The sequence below is a fragment of the Acinetobacter lwoffii genome, from assembly GCF_024129735.1.
In the GTDB taxonomy this organism is placed as follows: domain Bacteria; phylum Pseudomonadota; class Gammaproteobacteria; order Pseudomonadales; family Moraxellaceae; genus Acinetobacter; species Acinetobacter lwoffii_H.
Genome location: NZ_JAMXXK010000015.1, coordinates 1 through 23,606, shown reverse-complemented (window position 1 = coordinate 23,606; position 23,606 = coordinate 1). Strand labels below are relative to the sequence as shown.

The following is a 23,606-nucleotide window of genomic DNA, read 5'->3' as shown; positions in this document are numbered from 1 at the left end:
ACATCTGCCTATGTTTCTGCAGTAGTGAAATTATTGTGGATCAGCTTGAGTTGTTTTCAACAGCGTCTGCAAGTTGGCTGCTTTTGGTTTTACCAACCAGAACTTACGGCTGTAGAAGTCAAACTCGTGGCGGATCTTGTACGCCCAAGCACTACCCGTTTCTTTAATATGTTCATCGAGAATACGACCCAAGAAGGCTTTATGCTCCTCCATCGCTTCGGTGGAAATACGGTTCAGCTCAATCAATTCGTGGTTATAATGATCAACGAAGTCATTATCCAGATCAAGTACATAAGCAAAACCACCAGTCATACCCGCACCGAAGTTATGCCCAACTTTACCCAGCACCGTCACAATACCGCCGGTCATGTATTCACAGCAGTGATCACCTGCACCTTCAATCACGGCAAATGCACCCGAGTTACGCACCGCGAAACGCTCGCCCGCTGTACCCGCTGCATATAACTTACCGCCAGTCGCACCGTACAAACAAGTATTCCCAATAATCGCGGTATTTTGCGTCTGGAATGGCGAACCTTTTGGCGGGAAGATCGAGATGCGACCACCGGCCATACCTTTACCGACATAGTCATTGGCATCACCTTCCAGGCTGATATGCAAACCACCGGCATTCCAGACACCCAGTGACTGGCCTGCAGTACCATTCAGGTGAACTTTCACCGGATGGGCTTCCATACTCAGGTTGCCATAACGTTTCGCAATTTCACCAGACAGACGGGCACCAATCGAACGGTCACAGTTACCGATCGTAAAGCTATATTCACCGCCAGTTCCTGCTTCGATGGCAGGTAGAATCTCATCTACCATTTTCTCTGCCAGAATACCTTTATCAAACGGTGCATTGCCCTGAACTTCACAGTACTGTGCTTTACCTTCAGCTGCCGGATGCGACTCTAGCAGTTTGCTTAAATCAAGGTGTGCATGCTTTGCAGTTTCACCTGGCAAGACTTCCAGCAGATCCGTACGGCCAATCAGGTCTTTCAGACTCGATACACCGAGTGCCGCCAACCATTCACGGGTTTCTTCAGCAATAAAAGTGAAGAAGTTAATCAGCATTTGTGGCTCGCCAATATAATGCTCTTGACGTAAATGATCTTGTTGAGTCGCAACACCGGTTGCACAGTTATTCAAGTGGCAGATACGCAGGTATTTACAACCCAATGCGATCATTGGGGTTGAACCAAAGCCAAAGCTTTCTGCACCCAGAATTGCTGCTTTTACGACATCCAGACCGGTTTTTAAACCACCATCTGTCTGTACGCGAACTTTACCACGCAGGTCATTAACACGAAGGGCCTGATGCGCCTCAGAAAGACCAAGTTCCCACGGTGAACCTGCATGATGAATTGAAGAAAGTGGAGAAGCCGCTGTACCACCATCATAACCAGAAATGGTAATGAAATCGGCATACGCTTTCGCCACACCTGCCGCAATCGTACCGACACCCGGTTCGGAAACCAGCTTAACTGACACCATCGCCTGTGGGTTAACCTGTTTTAAATCAAAGATCAACTGTGATAAATCTTCAATTGAATAGATGTCGTGATGCGGAGGTGGCGAAATCAGGGTAACGCCCGGTACAGAGTAACGTAAACGGGCAATGAGACCATTCACTTTACCACCCGGCAACTGACCACCTTCACCTGGTTTTGCACCTTGCGCGACTTTAATTTGAAGGACTTCTGCTGATGTTAAATAAGCAGGCGTCACACCAAAACGGCCCGATGCAATTTGTTTGATTTTCGAGTTACGGATAGTACCGTAACGCGCTGGATCTTCACCGCCCTCACCCGAGTTTGAACGACCACCAATCGTATTCATGGCAATCGCAATCGCTTCGTGCGCTTCAGGTGACAGTGCACCCAAAGACATACCGGCAGAGTCAAAGCGAGGCAGGATCTCTTCCACAGATTCCACTTGTTCGACTGGAATCGAGTTGTCTGTTTTGAGTTTGAACAAGTCACGGATCGTTGCGATCGGACGGTTGTTCACCAATTCTGCATATTCTTTAAAATCTGCGTAGTTCCCAGAACGTACTGCTTTATGCAGTGAGTTGATCACATCCGGGTTAAAGGCATGATATTCCTTGCCAAAGACAAATTTCAGCAGGCCTCCCTGATCGATTGGCTTACGGTTTTTCCAGGCAATATCCGCCAACTGTTTCTGGTCATTTTCAAGATCGACAAAAGTAGCACCCTGAATACGGCTTGGTACACCGATGAAGCATTTATCCACCACTTCATTAGATAAACCCACTGCTTCAAACAACTGACCACCACGATAAGAAGCAACCGTAGAAATACCCATTTTAGACAGGACTTTCAGCAGACCTTTTTCAATCCCCTTACGGAAATTGTTTTGCGCATAGATTGGGTCACCCAATAATTCGCCTTTCGCGACCAGATCATTGATCACGTCATAAGCTAGGTATGGGTAGATGGCTGTCGCACCAAAGCCAAGTAACACTGCAAACTGATGTGGATCACGGGCAAAACCGGTTTCAATAATCAGGTTAGCGTCAGTACGCAAACCGATATTGATCAGGTGATGATGCACTGCACCAGTAATCATGAAAGCATTGGCAGGCAAGTAACCTTCACGGATTTTCTTGTCTGAAAGCACCAGTAAGGTTTTACCATCACGAATGGCTTGTGCAGATTCTTCACAAATACGCGCAATCGCTGCTTCCAGACCTTCGGTTTCAGCATAGTTCAAGTCAATATCTGCAATTTCATAACCGGCACGACCCAGCGTACGGATCTGATGCATTTTCGAATTAGACAGCACAGGACTGGAAATGATCAAGCGGTCTGCATGCTCAGGTCCTTGCTCAAAGACGTTTTGTTCACGACCTAAACAGGTTTCCAGTGACATCACAATCGATTCACGTAGCGGATCGATTGGCGGGTTGGTGACCTGTGCAAACTGTTGGCGGAAATAATCCGACACATGGCGCACCTGACGAGACAATACCGCCATTGGGGTATCATCACCCATTGAACCTACAGCTTCCTGACCGCTTTCAGCAATCGGACGTAACAACTGGTCACGCTCTTCAAAGGTCACCATGAACATTTTTTGTGCCGCTTTCAGGCCATCGCCTTTTAAGCCTTGATCACATAAATATTCTTCCAGCTCTGGACTGCCTTGCAAACGTACAGAATTTTCACGTAACCATTCACGGTATGGACGCATACGTTTCAGATGATTATTGACATCTTGCGTATCCAGTACCTTGCCGGTTTGCGTATCAATGACCAGCATTTGGCCGGGGCCGACACGACCTTTAGAAATCACATCTTCAGGTTGATAACCCCACACGCCAATTTCAGAAGCCAGCGTGATATAACCATTTTTGGTAATTACCCAACGCGCAGGACGCAGACCATTACGATCCAGCATACATATCGCATGACGCCCATCCTGAATCACCAACCCTGCAGGACCATCCCAGGCTTCCATATGTTTTGAGTTAAATTCATAGAAAGCTCGAAGATCAGCATCAAGTGTTTCCACGTTCTGCCAGGCAGGCGGAACCAACATACGGAGTGCACGGAACAGATCCATGCCGCCACCAACCAGAATCTCCAGCATGTTATCCAGGCTTGAAGAATCTGAACCGGTACGGTTCACAATTGGATTCAGTTCAGTTAAACCCGGCAATAATGGATTTTCAAATTTTGGTACACGCGCCATGGCCCAGTTACGATTCGCAGTAATGGTATTGATTTCACCATTGTGTGCCAAGTAACGGAACGGTTGTGCCAACGGCCAGCGTGGCAAAGTATTGGTTGAGAAGCGCTGATGGAAGACCACAATATGTGATTCCAAACGTGGATCAGCCAGATCTGTATAAAAATCTGCAATCGCTTCTGGCATCATCAAGCCTTTATAGCTGATCACCGTTGAACATAAGGTCGTGACGTAGAAAGATGTATCATTTACCAACAATTGCTCTGCACGACGGCGTGCCAGGAATAACTTACGGTTAAATTCAACCTCAGTCACACCCATTGGACAATTAACAATAATCTGTTCAAATGCCGGCATCGATTGCAATGCAATTTCACCCAGTGCATCGACATTAGTCGGAATCACACGCCAAGCCAAAACGATTAAACCTTCAGCTTCAATCTCTTTGTTTAAAACCTGTTTGGCATGAGCAGCAAGCGCAGGATCAAGATTTAGGAATACTGAACCTACAGCAAAGACTTCACTTAAGGTGGTATCACTTAAGCGTTTTGCTTCTTCACGGAAGAATTTTTTTGGCATTGCCAAGAGCAAACCACAACCATCTCCAGTCTTACCATCTGCGGCAATACCACCACGGTGGGTCATGCAACTCAAACTATGAATCGCGGTCTTGACGAGATCATGGCTTGCATCACCCTGCATATGGGCGATCAAACCGAAACCACAGTTATCTTTAAACTCATCCGGTTGGTATAAACCTTGAGCGGGAGCTACATTATTAGGCGATGGCATGTGCATAGCGTACCCTTCTTTCACTAAGCCTCAACAGGCTATTAAACAATCTAAATTTTTCTCTGCGCTGGCGTCTAATGGACTTTCGAAGACCGTCTTGGTAGAGCAAAAGCATTTTTCTTTATTTCTTCAGACTAGTCTTTTTTTAGACTAAATGCATAACAAATAAAGTTTATTCTGCTCATGAATAACATAAAAATCTGGAATAAATATGACATTCATACAGTGTCATCGAATCATTTTTCGCGCTAAAACAGGGAGATTAATTCAATTCATGCACCAATAAAGCAAATTCCATGCCAACAAACAGCGCATAAATTAAAACAATACAGATGACAAAGATTTAGCGCAGAACAGCACTCTAAGGGTTAATTTTAATGTGCATTTTTTGCACCAAAAGCGCTCATTTTTAATTCTGTAATTTTTTGGATGCGCTATTTTAGACCGAACTAATTAAATGGATCACTAATCTCGTTATTTTGAGGATGCGGATTACTGCCCTGAGCAGGTCGATTATTGTTATTTTGTGGTTGAGGTGTACCTTCTACAGCACTTTCAGATTTCTGCACATCAACTACATTTCCCGATGAATCACGGCGCACAATTGTGGTACTGGTAGTCGCAGCATCAGAGCTACGCGGCTTGGACTCAGTTTGGGTTTGCTGCTGTCTAAGTCGTACCGATTCATCTACTTTCGGCAAAGGCACATTTTTCAAACGAATTTCGTAAAGCTTTTGATTACTAGCCAATTCCTCTGAACCCAGATTATTGACCAGACTAACATATTGCTGCATTGCTACAACTTCAGGCTTGACTGAGGCCGGTAAATTTAACTTCAGTGTAGATAAAGCCTGATTGGCTTGCGCCGCCGTCTTATATTGACCATATAACAATACATATTGTTCTGGCTGATTTTCACCCGAGATTCTTAAATAAATAAAAAGTTTACGATCGGACTGTTTTTTAAGAAAACTTTTTAAAATGGCTTCATTGGTCACACGAAATAATTCAATGGCGTGCTGGTTTTTCGCTTCATTGACAAATTTGGTACCACGGAATTCCGGCTCATGACTGGCATTCACGACGGTACGCGTATTTAGGTCCAGTGGTTTCACTTCCTGAAAAAGTGCACCAAGATGGGTCATTGTGGCGACTTTTTCTGGTTGAATCTGCAACTGAACTTCAGTTTCAGGCTTTTTTTCAATTTCGATGACGTCATCTGAATCAGTCACCGCCCAAAAGACTAAGGCAGCAAATAGGCAGCATACACCACAGACCAGCCAGAAATAATGCTGAATCTTTTGCCAAGGAGTATGTAATGCTGCCATAAAACTAAACCTATGCCTGATTGGCTAAAATTGCCTGTTTCATTAACTCGAGATCAAAGTCCCGGGTAATCACTGCTTCGCCTAATTGCTTTAATAACACCAGACGCAATTGTCCATTTAAGACTTTTTTGTCATGGGCCATATAGGCCAGAAAATCATCCAGAGGAATTTTAGGACAAACTACAGGCAGTTTGGCACGAGAAATGATTTTTTTTGTACGCGCGAGATCTGCATCAGAAATCCAGCCCATACGTTGTGACAAATCCGCAGCCATCACCATACCTGTGGCAACAGCCTCGCCATGTAGCCAGACACCATACCCCATATAGGATTCGATCGCATGACCAAAGGTATGACCTAAATTGAGTAAAGCACGTTCACCCTGCTCTTTCTCATCATTGGCCACGATTCGTGCCTTATGCGCACAGGAACGATAAACTGCTTCAGCGAGCAACTTTTCATCGCGGCCAACCAGAGCATCCATGTTCTCTTCAAGCCAGACCAGAAAGGACTCATCACCAAGTAACGAATATTTAATCACTTCCGCCAAACCCGCTGAAAGTTCGCGGTCTGGTAGAGTAGAAAGTTGCGACATATCCGCCAGTACAACTTGCGGTTGCTGGAAAGCACCAATCATGTTTTTACCCAGTGGATGATTAATCCCGGTTTTTCCACCAACACTTGAATCTACCTGCGACAGTAAGGTCGTCGGCACTTGGATAAAGTACACACCGCGCTGGAAACAGGCCGAGGCAAACCCTGCCATATCTCCAATCACACCACCACCCAGCGCAAGCACAGTACAGTCCCGGTTAAACCCGGCCTCAAGCAGTGCATCAAAAATCAGATTCAGATGCTGGCTATCCTTGTATTTTTCACCATCAGGCAAAATACAGGTTGCAACACGCTTATCCAAAGCTTCAATTGCAGTTTGATAACGCTGCAAATAAAGTGGCGCAACTGTGGTATTGCTTACAATCATTACCTGCTTGCCATGAATATAGGGCGCCAATAAGGCCTGTGGATCCAGATCGCTTCCAATAAAAATAGGATAGCGACGTGCTCCGAGTTCTACATATAAGGTTTGCATGCTTGATTAACCACTTGATTCAATGAACTTAGTTTTTGGAAGTAATGAGATTGAGAATACGCTGCGCCAGATCACGAGCAGCCCCTTGATTGGTCTCAATAATATGATGTGCCACTTCCCGATACAAGGGATCACGTACTGCCAGTAAATCACGTAACTTTTGTTCCGGATTTTCAACTTGGAGGAGAGGACGATTTTTATCGCGATAAGTACGTTGTAGTTGAATTTCAACTGGCGTATACAGGTAAACCACGATTCCGCGCTGTTTCAGATAGTCCCGATTTAAGGTCTGAGTAATAGCACCACCGCCGGTGGCTAAAACCAGATGAGAGCGTGAGGTCAGGTCATCAATCACAGCAGTTTCACGGTCACGAAAGCCCTGCTCCCCTTCTTTTTCAAAAATCCAGGGAATGGTCGCACCTGTTTTACGTTCAATTTCATGATCACTGTCTAGAAATTCGCGTCCTAACAATTCTGCGAGATGTCGTCCTACTGTTGTTTTACCGGCCCCCATCGGCCCTACCAAATAGATATTTGGTAGGGTTTCAAACTCTTTGCTTGGCAAGGAGTCACCTATTCGTTTTGTTAAATTCAAAATATATTAATGATTTCTTGAAACACTGTCATTAACAATTCGAGGTGTAACGAAAATCAGTAGCTCCACTTTTTGATTAGTACGACTCGTATTTTTAAAAAGATTACCTACATAGGGAATATCCCCCAAGAATGGAACTTTCTTTTCTGCTTGGGATTTAGATTCCTTATAAATACCCCCTAAAACTACAGTTTCACCACTTTCAACCAAAACATTTGTTTTGATTTCATTTCGATTTATTCGATAACCTGCGGCAGTTAAAGCTCCTAAAGTATCATTATTTATAAGTAACTCCATAGATACCTTTCCGTCCGGGGTGATACTTGGGGTTACATCTAGCTTCAATTTAGCACTAAACATAGTTGTTTGAGTGCCATCCTGACTAACTGTTGTATATGGAATATCTTCACCATATGTAATAACGGCTGGTTGCTTGTCTGCAGTTAACACTTTAGGGGTTGATACAACTTCAGCTTGACCATCTGACTCCAAAGCAGATAACTCTAAATCTAACATAAAATCTGAGAGGCTAATCAAACCAAAAGCAATACGTGCAGCTCCTTCAACACTAGCACCTAAATCAACATTGAGGTTATCTGGTCTTTGAATTTCATAAGTCCACGCCCCTCTCTCACTATCAAACTCAGGTTCTCGAAGATCCCAAAGGGTTGTATCACTTCCTCCAACAAGTAGGTGATTATTGTTTGTTACCCCCTGAGATAAAATTCCCCACTTTACACCCATATCTTTCGATATACCTGTAGAGGCTTCAACAATTCGTGCTTCAACCATTACCTGCTTGACCTGCACATCCAGCAAATCCACCATATTACGGATCTTATCAATAAAGGGCTGGGTATCATTCACAATAATAGTATTGGTTCGTGCATCAATTGATACTGACCCCCGTGAACTTAATAAACTTTCTTTATCATTATTATTTGCACCACTTGATCCACCTGAGTTAGATGGGCCTTTATTTTGTGTAATCAGCTTTTCAATCTCTGCCGCTTTGGCATAGCTCAGCTGCATATATTCAGTTTGAATTGGTGCTAGTTTTACACTTTGCGCCAAAGCTTTAGCTTCTTCCTCTTCAGCCTTAATCAGTTCTGCCACCGATGCAATCCAGATCACATTGCCATTACGGCGTTTATCCAGATTTTTGGTTTTCAGTACAATATCCAGTGCCTGATCCCACGGTACTTCTTTTAAGCGCAAAGTGATATTACCCTGCACACTATCTGCAGCTACCATATTAATATCGGTAAAATCAGCCAAGAGCTGTAGTACACGACGAACTTCGATATCCTGAAAATCTAGTGAAATTTTCTTACCGGTATAAGCAACGGTTTTTGGACGTAACGGATTTTTGACTTCCGGTCGTTTCAAGCTGATGGTCAACTTATTATCCGTTTGATAAGCCATATATTCATAGCTTTCCGCAGACTGGATGGTAATTACCCCTGAACCATTTTGATTCACTGCATCCACACTCGATACAGGCGTTGCGAAATCGTTGACATTCAGTCGGCGGGTCAAATGTGCAGGAATCTTGGAACCTAAAGTCCGCACAATAACTTTAGTGCCCTGCTGCTGTACATCAACCGGCGTATTATTTCCTGCCAGATCAATCACCACTTGGCCTTCACCTTGAGCACCGCGCTGAAAACCAATATTACTAATGCCCTGAGTGACCTGTTGTTGTACAGGTTGAGCTGTTGCAACTGGAGTGACGGAGTTGATTTTAAGAATAAAGGTATTGCCTTCCACGCGTGTGGTAAATGCTCCTGCCTCAGTCAGATTAACCGTCAAACGGGCACGTTGCGCATCCGAAGTGACATCTACCGAACTGGCTTCACGTGTTGCAACCGGAATATTATTTTGTTTTAAATTCTGTTGCGCTTTATCAAAGTCCAGAATCAAGCGTGACGGTGATTCTAGTTGATAAGCTTGTGGTTGTGGCGGCAGGCCATTGAACATCACCCGAATCTCAGTTCCTTGTCCAGGAAGCTGCATGGGTACCACATTGGTCATGGAAACCTGTGCACTAGCCGCTTGCATCACCGCAATCGCAACAGCACCCATTGAAAACTGACGAAACACACGATTCATTGTATTAGCATCCCCAAAAATAAATTCTTTAATACTCTTATTCATTGTTATTCCTTTAAAACTTATGGCGCCGGCCCGATAAGAACCAGACTTCGCGGACGTTCCACATATCCTTCACGGCCATCTGGAATAATCTCAATCAAATCAATCTGTGTAGGTGTAATTCCAATCACACGACCATGATTAAGCCCCATATAACTTCCACGCTGAATCCGCTCAACCTCACCATCAGGAGTCTGGATTAAAGCCAGAATTTGTCCTGCCTGATTGCGCATACTGCCTTTCATGGTCAATGTTTCGAGCGGATAACTTTCTAGCGGTTGCAGTTGACGTGATAGGTTTGGATAAACCCGTTTCCCCGCCATAATTTTCAGTTCAGCAGCCAGAGAGCTTGGTAAAAAAGGGCTTTTGATCTGATGTGCTGCATAGTTGAAGGTTTCAACTGGCATAAAATCAGGAGCCGGTTCAATTGGCAAAGGTGGCTGATTACGAATATTAGCCATTTCCTGATTGACTGCATCAATGCGTGAATCGCATCCCAACAATAAAAACCCAAGTGTTAAAGCTGAAGTAATTTTAATGTTCTTCATTACTGCGCCCCCTGAGTAGTGCTATTAGCTTCAGGCTGTGCTGCAGCACCTTCAGCATTACCGACATAACGGTAAGTTTTGGCTTTTACCACATAATCAATGACTGGAATTTCAGATTTTTTCTCTTTATTTTCAGTACCGGTAATGGTGAAATCATGCAGCGTTACAATACGCGACAAGCCGGCAATACTGCTGACAAAAGAGCCAAAAGCGTGATAATCCCCAGTCGCTTCAATCGCAATCGGCTGTTCAATAAAGAATTCTTGTTTAATTTCAGGTTCCAGACGGATATTTTTAAACTTCAGGCCTGAATTCACACCGCTCAGGTTAATATCTTCAACCAGACCCGGAATTTCAGTTTCTTTCGGCAACTGTTCTAACTGCTGGTTAAAACGGGCTTCCATTTCCTGAAGCTGGATTTGATATTGTTGTAAATTGCGTAATTTGGATTCTTTTTCGCGAAATTCATTCAGCAGGTTTTGTTCTTGAGCACTGGCTTGTGAAATTGACTCAATCGTGCTTCTGATCATGACAAAGTAAATCACCGCAAATGCCAGTGCCGCAATAAAAATCCAGCAGGTAATTTTGACCGACAAAGGCCAGCTACCATAGTTATTTGGATCTAATGTATTGAATTGCTGAAAAAACTTTTCAACAGTCATTTTATTTTTGGGTACAGCGACGACATCTTGGCCGAACTCATCGAATTCTTCATTACTCATGATGATGCCCCCGTAGTTGTAGCGACTGCTTGTTGTTCTTCGTTAAGTACTGGCTGAGCGATCTGATCCAGATCCACAGTTACAGTAAAACTGCCATAAGATTCTTCCACACGTGGAATAATCGAGCTCGGTGCCTTTTCTTTTGCTTCTTCAGCCACCAGGAAGGCATTCATAAAGGCATTCCGATACCAAGATGAAGCTTCCAGATTACGGAGCAGTTCTGCTACCGTATTTGGACTCTCAGCTCGACCTTCAATGGTAAACTTATCACCGATACGCTGGAATTTGGTGATATACATATTGCTTGGGGTCACCCGCACAATTTCATCAATCAGATGCACTGCAATCGGACGTTGGGTTTGTAGGCCCTGAATCAGTTTCATCCGTTCAACAATTGCATTACGCTGTTCTTGTAAACCTTCAAGCGCCTTTAACTGCACATCCAGATTCTGGTTGGTACTTTGAATCAGCTGATTGGCCTGTTCCTGATCCTGAAGCTTGTGATCATAATAAAACCAGGTAGAACCTGCTGCTGCTAATCCTAAGAACAGCGCCCCCAAGCAGATTGCCACGAATTCATTATTTCTTTTAATTCTTAGCTCATCACGCCAAGGAAGTAAGTTAATTCTTGCCATTAATCAAAACTCCTTAATGCCAAACCGCATGCAACCATGAGTGATGACGCGTCATTTTCAATTTTTTTAATATCAATTTGAGGAGAAAAGCCCATTTGCAAAAATGGATTCGCGATCGTGACACGGTAACCGAGTTTTTGTTGTAATAATTTTGCCAGACCTGGAATATTGGCATTCCCGCCGGCCAGTAAAATATGGTCAATCTCATTAAACTGAGAAGATGAAAAGAAGAACTGCAATGAACGGGCTGCCTGTTGTACGACGGCATCCAGAAATGGTTCTAGCACTTCAATATCATAATCATCCGGCAAGGCACGGGTTTTTTTAGCACGTCCAGCTTCTTCAAAAGACAATCCATAACGATTCTGAATTTCCTGAGTCAATTGCTTGCCACCAAACACCTGCTCACGGGTATAAATAATCTTGTTGTTCTGCATCACCGACAAGGTCGTCATACTATGACCAATGTCTAAAATACCAACCGTATTGACCCCCATCGGCAAAGTGTCCGAAAATACCTTAAAGGCATTTTCCAGCGCAAAACTTTCTACATCTGCAATCTTAGGCGTTAGACTGCTAATCTCTAAAACTTCAGAACGTGCTTCGACATTTTCGATCCGTGTCGCGACCAGCAGCACATTGACCCGGTTCGGATTGGAAAGGCGGTCTGGCAGAACTTCAAAGTCCAGACTCGCTTCATCGAGTGGAAAAGGAATATATTGTTCTGCATCTTCACGAATCTGAACTTCACGTTCATCATCCGACATGTCTGCATCCATCTCAATGATTTTGGTGATGACCATTGAAGTTGGAATCGCAAAAGCGGCCTGATTCGACTGGGTATTACCCAAATTAATTGCACGCCCAAGGGCATCAGCGACAGCTTCTGGGTTTAAGATGTTTTTTTCAACCACACTGTTTTCCGATAATGGGATCAAAGCATAGCTCTCTACCCAGTAACGGCCACTTTTTACAGAAAGTTCTAAAACCTTAACAGAAGTCGAACTAATATCGACTCCTATTAACCCCTTATTTGGTTTACGATATAACCTGCGCACAATATACTTCCTATTATTTTTTTGTCCCCAATTCAATCTAACTTACCAATTGGTCCAGTCTATAATTTTATATAGATACAATAACTCATCTAACAATATGGATATCGACAGGATATACTGACCGGTAATTAGTTCGCCATTAGCTCTTATTAAAACTTACTTGTTATGAAAAAGCTATCTTGTTCAGGCCTTGTTCATCCATTTTTTTTGATCATTATCATTATACTGATCTCAATTCCGATGGGTTTCTATGGCATGTATCTCTATATTGCCCCATCTTTGCCTGAAATGTCTACGCTTAAAAAGGCCCCTTTATTAAAGCCTTTACAAGTTTTTAGTTCAGATAATGAATTAATTGCCGAATATGGAGGCAAGCTTTCTGTTCCTGTGAAATATGAACAAATTCCGCCCGAGTTTATTCATGCTTTCCTCGCCGCTGAAGATTCCAGCTTTTTTGAGCATAGCGGAATCAGCTTTAAAAGTTTGGGACGCGCACTCAGTGAGACGGTGACCGGCTCGGATGTACAGACCGGTGGTTCGACCATTACCATGCAAGTGGCAAAAAACTATTACCTTAGTCCTGAACGGACGCTGAAGCGCAAACTGACGGAAATTTTTCTGGCCCGTAAAATTGAGCAAAACTTAAGTAAGGAAGAAATTCTGACCTTGTATGTCAATAAAATTTTCCTGGGGAAAAATGCTTACGGCATCGCAGCAGCAGCTAAAATTTACTATAACAAGAGTTTAGAAGAGCTTTCAATTGCACAAATGGCCATGATCTCTGGTCTGCCTAAAGCCCCCTCTCGATACAATCCGGTCGCCAATCCCAAGCGCGCATTGGAACGTCGTAACTGGATTTTGGGGCGTATGCTGCAATTGGGCTATTTAAATCAAAGCCAGTATCAGCAAGCCATTGCTGAACCGGTAAATTTAGATATGCCTGATCGGAGTACCCGTAATAAATTCCCGTATGTCGGCGAAATGGTACGTTCTGAACTGGTACAAAACTTTGGTGAACAGGCGGTAGATTCCGGCTATAAAGTCTATACCACCATTCATAGTGAACGTCAGACCTATGCAGAACAAGCAGTACAGGAAGGTTTAGAAGCCTATGACCGTCGACATGGCTGGCGTGGTGCTGAAGCACATGATCAACCCCTCGACAAGTTCCGTGCTTATGCCAACACTTATCCTGCGCAAGTAACTCAGGTGGGTAATTCCAGTTTTGAAGCCCTCATGCAGGACGGAAGCAGCGTGACTGTTCCCTGGTCAGGTATGTCCTGGGCACGTCGCTTTCGTAACGTCAATAGTGTAGGTGGTGCACCGAACAAAGCGTCCGAGATTGTCAAAGTCAAAGACATTGTTCGTTTAAGACCTAATGAAAATAAAACCTCTTGGTCATTGGTGCAGATTCCCAATGTGCAAGGACAATTGATTGCCATCAACCCAAATAATGGTGCGATTGAAGCCATTGTCGGGGGATATAATTTTTATCAGTCGAAATTTAACCGTGCAACCCAAGGCTGGCGTCAGCCGGGCTCAACCATTAAACCTTTTGTTTATGCCCTGGCTTTAGAACGTGGCATGACACCGCATACAATGGTCAATGATGCACCCATTACCATTGGCAAATGGACCCCACGTAATTCGGATGGCCGTTATCTGGGCATGATCCCGCTACGTCGTGCACTTTATCTGTCACGTAATACAGTTTCAGTGCGCTTATTACAGGCCGTCGGGATTGAACGTACACGTCAGTTATTCATGGATTTTGGTTTACAGGACAGTCAGATTCCACGTAACTATACCATTGCCTTAGGCACCCCGCAGGTCCTCCCGATTCAGATGGCGACTGGCTATGCTACCTTTGCCAATGGCGGTTACCGAATTCAGCCGCACTTTATTACCCGTATTGAAGATGCCTATGGCAATACCATCTTTGAAGCCAAGCCTGAATATGCCTGTATTTCATGTATTAATGAAAAAGAAGAAACAGTTCAAGCCACTGACCCTATTACCGCAGATGACGAAGCAATTGCAATCAACAATACAACTTTAGAGCAACAACAGGCCCCACCTAAAGTCTCTGCCGAAGACAGTAATTATCGTCAGGCACAGCGTATTTTAAAATCCAGCTCTGCCTATGACATGGCCAACATTTTGCGTGACGTAATTCAACATGGTACTGGTCGTGCTGCATTAAGAATTGGTCGCAGCGATATTGGCGGGAAGACCGGTACCACGAACGATGCCAAAGACGCCTGGTTTGCAGGTTTCAATGGTAAGTTAGTTACCGTGACTTGGGTAGGCTTTGACCAGCCGACCACCTTAGGTCGCCGTGAATATGGTGGTGTGGCAGCTCTACCGATCTGGACCGATTTTATGGGCAAGGCATTAAAAGGCCAGCCGGAAGCATGGGTACGTTTAGACCGCAATGCCAAGGCACCGGTAAATCGCAACAAGGGGGTTCAGGCTGATGAAGCACAGAATGATCCGTCTTCTCCGCCTCTGGCGACAGCGCTTTACCGTCCTGCACCTGTGGTCGTCCCGAAACGTACAGAAACTGACTTTGAGGATTTACCGGATCAACCGATTCGTTTACCAGATAATGAAAGTTCTGCACCTCAAGAACAGCCTCTTCAGCCAAACCGGGTAGACTCACTGGAAAATCTGATCGAAGAAGTCCAGTAATCTGAAGATATAAAAAAGCCCTCAGTTGAGGGCTTTTTTATATGCATTTTTTATTTCTTTTGGAACAGATAAATCTGATATTGCGCCAGCAATTCAAACTGATCCTGCTGTTCGAGTGCTAAACGGTGTTCCGGCTTGGCCTTATAAGCATAGGGTGTCATGGCAATCAGGTTTTTTAAATCAGCCTGTGGCAAAACCATTGGCGCACCAATCACCTGCTCACTAACCAGATTAAATTCATCTTGTAACTGCTCAACAAACTTCTGCGGCTCGTGTGGTTTCACTTCTTCAAATAAAGCCTCACGCATAGCATATAAATGTTGTGGGGCCGGTGTCACCACCATCAAATAAGATTTTGGTTTTAGGACTCGCAGGATTTCCTGTTTGGGAATTGGACTAAATAAGCTGGTACACAGATCAATCAACTCATCTAATACTGGTAAAGTCGCCCCGGTTCCTACGACCCAAGTAATGTCTTTATTCAGTCTGGCAGCCACCTGAACTGCATTCTTGGCAATATCAACTCCCACACATTGCAGCACTTCAGCCTGCATGGCATTGGTGTAATAGCCTTCGCCACAGCCAATATCTAAAAGATTCTCAATCCGCAACTCGCGAATCTTTTCTACAACAGCCTGTTGCAAAGGCGCATAATGACCTGCACTGAGAAATGCGCGACGTGCCTGCACAGACTCAGGTGTATCTCCCGGGTTTTTGCTGTGCTTGTGCTGAACCACATGCAGGTTCACATAGCCCTGTTTGGCGACATCGTAACTATGATGATTCTCACAGCGCCATGTTCTTTCATTTAAGCTCAACTGCTGGCGACAGACTGGGCACATGAGTAAATTCATCATTTTCTCCAAAACAAAAAAGCCGGCATGCGCCGACTTTTTCTCATGCATTTCTTAACGCAATTTTAAGGTCATTAGGCCCAAAACTACCAGCATAATCGTAATAATCCAGAAACGGATCACCACCTGGGTTTCACGCCAGCCTTTCTTTTCATAATGATGATGTAGCGGCGCCATCAGGAATACACGCTTATTGCGCATTCTTAATGAACCGATTTGCAAGAACACTGAAACCGCTTCCACCACAAAGACACCGGCCATAATCGCAAATACGATTTCCTGACGAACCATGACGGCAATCGTACCGAGCATCGCACCGAGAGATAAAGCACCGACATCACCCATAAATACCTGAGCCGGATGGGCATTGTACCAAAGGAAAGCCAGACCCGCCCCGATCATAGCCGCACAGACCACCACCAATTCAGACGAGTATTTCACATAAGGAATATGCAGATAATTGGCAAAGCGCACATCACCGGCCAGATAGGCAAATACGCCCAGACCTGTAGCGACCAGCACGATTGGCATAATCGCCAGACCATCCAGACCATCGGTCAGGTTCACCGCATTGGATGCACCATTAATCACGAAATAGGTAAAGATAATAAAACCAATGCCCAATGGGATCATCGACAATGGAATGCTTAGGTCTTTAAAGAATGGAATCAACAGATCCAGCATATTCGCGGTATGCACCGGATTGGTCTGTTGCTGTGCAATCACATACAAAGCAATACCAGCACCCAAAGAACCAACTGAAGTCCAGAAGAATTTTTTCTTCGCAGGCAAACCCGCATTGTCTTTATAACGGATTTTAATCCAGTCATCGGCCCAGCCAACGGCACCGAAAATCACCATCACACCCAGTACAATCCAGACATAAGGATTGGAAAGATCTGCCCAGAGTAGAGTTGAGATACCAATCGAAAGCAGGATCAGCACCCCGCCCATGGTCGGCGTGCCCATTTTCTTGGCATGGTTTTCAGGGGCATACGAGCTGACTGCCTGACCATATTTCAGCGCCTGAAGCTTGCGAATCATTACAGGACCGAGCACCAGACCGATGGTCAATGCCGTCAAGACACTGAGCAAAGCACGTAAAGTTAAATAACGAACCACCTGAAACGTGCTGTCAAAGCCCGCCAAATGTTCAAAGAGCCATAACAGCATTTAGAGTTTCTCCATCAATGCAGCCATCAATGTTTCCATATGGGTAAAACGCGACCCTTTAAACAGGAATGACATCGGCTGAGGTTGATGTGTTTCAATCAAACGAATTAAAAACGGTAATGCCTGCTCCTGATTCAGGAAAGCCTGCATTTTTTTACCATATTGTGTACTACGAGCACCTTCTTGTGCGGCAGGCGCAAATTCACCTACAGCCACCACAAAATTAATGCCTTTTACCGAGACCAGATCCCGACCGAGCTTGTAATGCTCGATTGCGGCAGATGAACCGAGTTCACCAATATCGCCGGTGATCATGACCCGGATACCCTGCTGCTGCGCCAGAACTTCAGCCGCTGCACGCATCGAACCCGGATTGGCATTGTAGGTGTCATCAATAAATAAAAATTCTTTGTGCGGAATAAAGTTCAGACGACCTTTAGCACCGACTGCCTGTTCCAGACCTGCCACGATATTATCTAGACCAATACCGATCGCTAGGGCGAAAGCTGCTGCTGCAGTCGCATTTTCAACATTATGCTCGCCGGCAAACGGCAACTGAACTGTTTTCGAGCCTTGCGCTGTATTCAGGGTAAAGGTTGAAGATTGAGCATCAAGGACTACATCGCTGGCATAGACTTCACCACCAGCACCAAAACTCAAGCTTTTTTCAGTTTTTACTGCGGCACGAATGGTTTCAGCAAAATCATCGGCAGCAGGAATAATCGAAGTCTCAGAGATATGTGCATAAATCTCGGATTTTGCACGGCAAATTCCGTCACGGCCACCAAATTCACCTAAATGTGCAGTCCCGATATTAATGATTCCGGCCACATGCGGCTGCACCATTTTCGAGGTGTAATCAATTTCACCCTGATGACTCGCACCGAGTTCCATCACCGCATATTGATGTTCAGGACGGAGCTCCAGCAACATTACCGGCACGCCGAGGTCATTATTCAAATTACCACGCGTCACCAAGGTCGGCGCAAGACGAGACAAGATGCTCCCCAGCATTTCTTTGGTCGTGGTCTTGCCACTGCTGCCGGTCAAGGCAATGACTTTAAGTTGAGGATTCTGCTGACGGCGATAAGCACCCAACAATCCCAATGCCAGACGGGTATCTTCTACCACCAACTGACAAATATCAGCATCCACCGAATGGCTGACAATGGCAATTTCACAGCCCTGAGCGGCCACCTGAGCAATAAAGTCGTGCGCGTCAAAACGCTCGCCTTTCAGCGCAAGAAAAGCATCACCTGATTCTGCATCACGTGAATCAGTCAAAATCCGCTTGATCTGGCCTACAGGCTTTTTATCATTCAACCAGTAACCTTGAGTAGCCTGCTGTAATTGTTCTATGCTCCACGGCTCCAGCGCCGCAGTACTTGTTGTTGAGGTATGCATATTGAATCCTAATGCGCTGAATAGGCTGAATCTGTGTTGCAATACTGGGCATCAATCGCAGCTTGCACTTCGACCACGTCATCAAACCAGTGACGTACGCCATCAATTTCCTGATAATTTTCGTGCCCTTTTCCGGCAATTACGACAATATCACCCGCCTGTGCGTGTTTAACGGCGAACTTAATCGCTTCACGACGGTCATGAATTTCATGATAGATTTTGCCGGAAAAGTCGATATCATTTTTCATATCAGCAAAAATTTGTGCCGGATCTTCGGTTCGTGGGTTATCCGAAGTGAGTACTGCGATATCCGAACCGTCTAAAGCAGCCTGAGTCATCAGTGGACGTTTACCGCGGTCACGGTCGCCGCCACAGCCGAAAACTGCCCAGAGATTTTGCGAGACATGCCGTTTCAAGGTCACCAGAACCTGGGTCAAAGCATCCGGGGTATGCGCATAATCCACCACAAACAGGCGCTCTCCATCACGCAGCACCTGCATCCGACCTGGCGCACCTTTAAGCTGTGGCACAGTCGCAATCAAACTTTCCAAGTCAAATCCCGCCTGTTCCGCCATGATCAGACTGGCGACCAGATTTTCAATATTGAAATGGCCCAGCAATGGACTGTTAACCACATATTCAGCAGAGGCAGTTTTCAGCTTAAAGGTCGCACCTGAAATGCTGTACTGAATATCCTGAACCTGATAATCCGCTTTTTGTGTGGTGGAATAAGTCAAAATTTTAGGCTGTGCCGGATTATTTTTCGCAGCATCCAGCATGATCTGTGCATGTTCGTCATCAATATTGATGACAGCCACTTTTAAAGATTCAAACCGGAATAAACGTGATTTTGCTTCTGCATAAGCTTGCAACGTACCGTGATAATCCAGATGGTCACGGCTCAAATTGCTGTAACCCGCAATCTCGATATCACAGCCATTCAAGCGACCTTGTTCCAGACCATGTGAGCTGGCTTCAATCGAGGCAAATTCCGCACCGGCCTGCGCATAGCCATGCAAGGCATTTTGCAATTGCAAGGCATCCAGGGTGGTATGCGAAGATGCTTCCAGATTTGGCAGAATGCCGTTACCTGTTGTGCCCATCACTGCACAAGCTTTGCCTTGCAGCATGATGAATTCAACCACCAAGCGAGAAATCGTGGTTTTACCGTTGGTGCCGGTGACTGCAAGAATACGCGCAGCAGTGACGGGTTGGGTTGCTTGCAAATACTGCTTTTGCCATTGCCCCATTAGATGACGTACATCTGCCACCACCAAATTTGGAGATACATCCAGCTCAGTTTCTGAAATCACAGCCAATGCACCATGATCCAAAGCTTTCTGGGCAAATTGAGCAGTTTTTTCCGGTTGTGACAGACTGGTCAAGGCAATAAAAATCTGTCCCGGTTTAACTTTACGACTATCCAGCTCGAAGCCCTGAAAGGATTGCTTCATCCAGTCAGCGGCCTCATGAGAGGTGTAGATATCTTGAAATGTAATAGACATTGATCACCTATTTACTGGACTTTGGGAGTTTCTAAAGGTTTGTCCAAAGGGACATTCAGGAGACGCAGAGATTCCTGCATCACGCGGGCAAAGACCGGTGCAGATACGGTACCCCCATAGTAGGTGCCCTGTGGGTTTTCTACCACCACCACCATGGCGATCCGTGGATCACTGACGGGTGCTACACCGGCAAATAAAGCCCGGTATTCATTGGTCGAATAACCTTTACGGTCAGCACGCAGCTTATGTGCAGTACCGGTTTTACCTGCCACACGATAGCCTGGAATGGTTGCGCGAGTCGCCGTACCACCTGGCAAGGTTGCGGTTTCCATCATCATCAGCACCTGATCGGCAATATTGGCATCGATCATCTGTTCACCCTGCGGCTGTTCTTCCAGCTTATACAGACTTAGCGGCATTTTTACGCCTTTATTGGCCAGCATGGCATAGGCGTCAGCCAGCTGAAGGACGGTCGCATTCAGGCCATAACCATAGGACATGGTCGCCACTTCTGATACATTCCATTTGCTTGGCGGCAGAATCAGACCAGCACTTTCCCCCGGGAATTTCACCGCTGAACGCTGACCAAAACCGAGGCGTTTATAAAAGGTCGGCAAGGTTTCATACGGCAGCGACAAGGCCAGTTTCGCCACACCAACGTTAGAGGATTTCTGGATAATGCCACCCAAAGTCAACTGACCATAGTTATGCGTATCACGAATGGTATGATTGCCGACTCGCATACTGCCCGGTGTGGTATTCACGACTGAATTCGCCGTATATTTGCCACTTTCCAAGGCCATCGCTACAGTGAGCGGCTTCATGGTCGAGCCCGGCTCGAAAGAATCGACTGCACCGCGGTTACGCATGGCATCCTTATTGAGCAGGCTGTTTTTATCATTCGGGTTATAGGATGGCCATGAGGACAGCGCCAGAATTTCACCGGTTTTGACATCTACCGCAATCGCAGTCGCTGAACGGGCATTATTGGCAACACCGGCCGCCGTCAGCTCACGGTACATAATATATTGGAGACGCGAGTCGATACTTAAGGTAATATTTTCGCCCGGCTCAACTTCTTTAATCACTTCAGGTTCTTTGACCCGGTTGCCTTTTTTATCGCGAATGATCTGCTGCTCGCCATCCTTTCCGGAAAGACGGCTATTCAGCTGCATTTCCAGACCTTCAATGCCGCTGCCTTCGCTATTGGTCAAGCCAATAATCTGAGAGTTTGGCTGCGGCTGCGGATAATAACGTTTATAGTTTTTCTCGGTATATACGCCCTGAAAATTACGTTTCATGATCAGTTCGGCCTGTTGTGGCGGAACTTCTTTTTTCAGGATCAGATAACGTGAACGCGGACGTTCTTCCATTTTTTTGCGCAGTTCTGCCCGATCCATACCGACTGCATCAGCCAGCTCATCCAGATTCAGGTTTTTATCGGGTAACTGACGTTTGAGCTTGCGGCTATTCGGTTCTTTTTCCAGCGCCAGCATGGTCTCGTCATAGAGTTTTTTATTGTCAAAATAATCACGTGGATCAATCACAATTTTCATGATCGGAGTACTGATCGCCAATGGAATGCCATTACGATCATAAATCACGCCACGCATCGCCTTGATGGTATTGGTTCTTAAAATATTGGCATTGGCTTTATTTTGCAAAAAATCTTTATTAATAATCTGTACATAGAAAGCACGGCAAATCAGTGTCACAAAACACAGCAGCACCACCGCCCACATGATGTAAAAACGATTGATATAAACATTTGAGGCATTTTTGTCGGTGACCGATTGTTTTTTACGTACCGGTTGCTTCTTTCTCTTGTCTACCATGTCGGAACGCTAGCCTTATTTTTTCTCATCTGAAGTTTGTGGTAAGGAAATCACGACACTTTGTGAAACCGGAGGTGAATACATACGCAGCTGTGTCACTGCACGCGTACCGATCTGTGCCGTCGCGCCGAAAGTTTGCTGCTCAATCAGCAAACGCCCCCACTCTGCATTCAGGTCATCCCTTTCACGCAGATAGGTACTCAGCTTTCTGTTGTCCTGACGGTATTCAAATACCTGAAATACCACAAATACTGCACTGATGAAGACCATCAGTATCAGCATGAGATAGATTGTAACTTTTTTCAGCCACAATTTTTCTGTTTTTTTATCAACCACTTCCGTTTTCATGATCTGCCTATTAAGCTAAACGTTCTGCTACCCGGAGCCATGCGCTACGCGAACGAGGATTGGCTTTAACCTCCTCATCACTGGCTTTAACACGAGAAACTTTCTTTAAACGTCGCGTATCTTTCTGTTGTTGTGGCATTCCCCAGCCTGAATCCTCTTCAAGCGTTGACTCTTTTTGAATAAATTGTTTAATCAAACGGTCTTCCAGTGAATGGAAGCTAATCACCGCCAAACGTGCTTCAGGTTTCAAGATTTCAACGGCCTGAGGCAAGAAGATTTCAATATCTTCTAATTCCTTATTAATAGCAATACGAATCGCCTGGAAAGTACGGGTCGCAGCATGCTTATTTTTTTCCCATTTCGGGTGCGCTACTTTTACAATCTCAGCCAGCTTTGCCGTGGTATCAATATATCCGGCAGCTTTAATCGCTTTGGCAATACGGCGACTATAACGCTCTTCACCATATTTAAAAATGATATTCGCCAGTGCTTCTTCTTCAATCTGGGTCAGCCATTCTGCTGCAGTTGGACCTTGCGAGTTATCCATGCGCATATCCAGCGGGCCATCTTTCATAAAACTGAAACCACGTTCAGCCTGATCCAGCTGCGGTGAAGAAACACCAAGATCCGCCATCACCCCATCGACCTGTTCAATGCCCAACTCAGCCAATGCATCTTTCAGATCAGCAAAGCTGGCATGAATAATTTTAAAACGTGAATCTTCTTGTTCGAGTTCAGCCGCCACCGCCAGTGCCTGTGGATCTTTATCAAAGGCATAAACGCGTGCATGTTCATCTAATTTGGACAGCAATAAACGCGTATGTCCACCACGACCAAAGGTCCCATCCACATAAGTTCCCGTATTGCGACCCGCCAACAAGGCATCAATCGTTTCGTGAAGTAATACAGAAATATGTGACATAAAAACTCAATCAATAGGGGGAAAAATTTAACTGCACATTATCACCCTGTTTAGGCAAAGCTCCAAACGACTTTTTGTAGATAAATATTACTTTCCATAGAGAAAACCGTTTTAGCATTTTTTTAATACAAAAAAGCCTCCGGTTTCGGAGTAATGCCAGTCAGTTAAGCAGACATTAGAAAAATGTAGTAAAAATGAGTGTATGCCAATACGCTCATTTTTTTTATGACTTTATCTG

General features: G+C 45.0%; 17 protein-coding genes. 1 reads left to right on the top strand and 16 read right to left on the bottom strand.

Features of this window, described 5'->3' with window-relative positions; all coding sequences use genetic code 11:
* Positions 1–30: 30 nt before the first annotated feature.
* From gltB to NI469_RS06115, 9 genes are all read right to left on the bottom strand, one after another.
* A complete protein-coding gene (gltB, locus tag NI469_RS06155) occupies positions 31–4,506 on the bottom strand; it encodes a glutamate synthase large subunit (protein WP_253174614.1) in 4,476 nt (1,491 codons plus the stop codon).
* A gap of 449 nt (positions 4,507–4,955) precedes the next feature.
* On the bottom strand, positions 4,956–5,834 hold the full coding sequence (locus NI469_RS06150; RefSeq protein WP_253174613.1) for a hypothetical protein: 879 nt from the start codon (positions 5,832–5,834) through the stop codon (positions 4,956–4,958).
* A 10-nt stretch (positions 5,835–5,844) separates the two neighbouring features.
* Positions 5,845–6,924 carry a 3-dehydroquinate synthase gene (gene aroB / locus NI469_RS06145; protein ID WP_253174612.1) on the bottom strand — a complete coding sequence of 360 codons (1,080 nt, stop codon included), beginning with the start codon at positions 6,922–6,924 and terminating at the stop codon, positions 5,845–5,847.
* 28 nt (positions 6,925–6,952) lie between these two features.
* Positions 6,953–7,489 carry a shikimate kinase AroK gene (gene aroK, locus NI469_RS06140; protein WP_253174611.1) on the bottom strand — a complete coding sequence of 179 codons (537 nt, stop codon included), beginning with the start codon at positions 7,487–7,489 and terminating at the stop codon, positions 6,953–6,955.
* Positions 7,490–7,525: 36 nt separating this feature from the next.
* Complete coding sequence (locus tag NI469_RS06135; protein WP_253174610.1) at positions 7,526–9,676, bottom strand: type IV pilus secretin PilQ; 2,151 nt, start codon at positions 9,674–9,676, stop codon at positions 7,526–7,528.
* A gap of 17 nt (positions 9,677–9,693) precedes the next feature.
* A complete protein-coding gene (locus NI469_RS06130) occupies positions 9,694–10,221 on the bottom strand; it encodes a pilus assembly protein PilP (RefSeq protein WP_253174609.1) in 528 nt (175 codons plus the stop codon).
* A complete protein-coding gene (locus tag NI469_RS06125; protein ID WP_180086805.1) occupies positions 10,221–10,943 on the bottom strand; it encodes a type IV pilus inner membrane component PilO in 723 nt (240 codons plus the stop codon). The genes NI469_RS06130 and NI469_RS06125 overlap by 1 nt, the downstream gene beginning before the upstream one ends.
* The gene (locus NI469_RS06120; RefSeq protein WP_253174608.1) at positions 10,940–11,578 is read right to left on the bottom strand and encodes a PilN domain-containing protein; all 639 of its coding nucleotides are present in this window, start codon (positions 11,576–11,578) and stop codon (positions 10,940–10,942) included. The genes NI469_RS06125 and NI469_RS06120 overlap by 4 nt, the downstream gene beginning before the upstream one ends.
* Entirely contained in the window at positions 11,578–12,636 is a 1,059-nt protein-coding gene (locus NI469_RS06115) for a pilus assembly protein PilM (protein ID WP_004644949.1), read from the bottom strand. Before NI469_RS06115 ends, NI469_RS06120 begins: the two co-directional genes overlap by 1 nt.
* 165 nt (positions 12,637–12,801) lie before the next feature.
* Between NI469_RS06115 and ponA the strand changes: the two genes are divergently transcribed.
* On the top strand, positions 12,802–15,327 hold the full coding sequence (ponA, locus tag NI469_RS06110; RefSeq protein WP_253174607.1) for a penicillin-binding protein PBP1a: 2,526 nt from the start codon (positions 12,802–12,804) through the stop codon (positions 15,325–15,327).
* 50 nt (positions 15,328–15,377) lie between these two features.
* Here the strand turns inward: ponA and NI469_RS06105 are convergent, their stop codons facing one another.
* The 7 genes from NI469_RS06105 to rsmH form a co-directional block, all read right to left on the bottom strand.
* Positions 15,378–16,181 carry a putative RNA methyltransferase gene (locus NI469_RS06105; protein WP_253174606.1) on the bottom strand — a complete coding sequence of 268 codons (804 nt, stop codon included), beginning with the start codon at positions 16,179–16,181 and terminating at the stop codon, positions 15,378–15,380.
* A 54-nt stretch (positions 16,182–16,235) separates the two neighbouring features.
* Entirely contained in the window at positions 16,236–17,354 is a 1,119-nt protein-coding gene (mraY, locus tag NI469_RS06100; protein ID WP_004644946.1) for a phospho-N-acetylmuramoyl-pentapeptide-transferase, read from the bottom strand.
* Positions 17,355–18,758, bottom strand: coding sequence for a UDP-N-acetylmuramoyl-tripeptide--D-alanyl-D-alanine ligase (locus tag NI469_RS06095; protein ID WP_253146334.1), 1,404 nt, complete (start codon positions 18,756–18,758; stop codon positions 17,355–17,357).
* A gap of 8 nt (positions 18,759–18,766) precedes the next feature.
* Complete coding sequence (locus tag NI469_RS06090; RefSeq protein ID WP_253146333.1) at positions 18,767–20,263, bottom strand: UDP-N-acetylmuramoyl-L-alanyl-D-glutamate--2,6-diaminopimelate ligase; 1,497 nt, start codon at positions 20,261–20,263, stop codon at positions 18,767–18,769.
* A gap of 11 nt (positions 20,264–20,274) precedes the next feature.
* Entirely contained in the window at positions 20,275–22,098 is a 1,824-nt protein-coding gene (gene ftsI / locus NI469_RS06085) for a penicillin-binding protein PBP3 (protein ID WP_253146332.1), read from the bottom strand.
* Between the two features lie 15 nt (positions 22,099–22,113).
* Complete coding sequence (gene ftsL, locus NI469_RS06080; protein ID WP_370940785.1) at positions 22,114–22,380, bottom strand: cell division protein FtsL; 267 nt, start codon at positions 22,378–22,380, stop codon at positions 22,114–22,116.
* A 76-nt stretch (positions 22,381–22,456) separates the two neighbouring features.
* Positions 22,457–23,368 carry a 16S rRNA (cytosine(1402)-N(4))-methyltransferase RsmH gene (rsmH, locus tag NI469_RS06075; protein ID WP_086044378.1) on the bottom strand — a complete coding sequence of 304 codons (912 nt, stop codon included), beginning with the start codon at positions 23,366–23,368 and terminating at the stop codon, positions 22,457–22,459.
* Positions 23,369–23,606 lie beyond the last annotated feature (238 nt).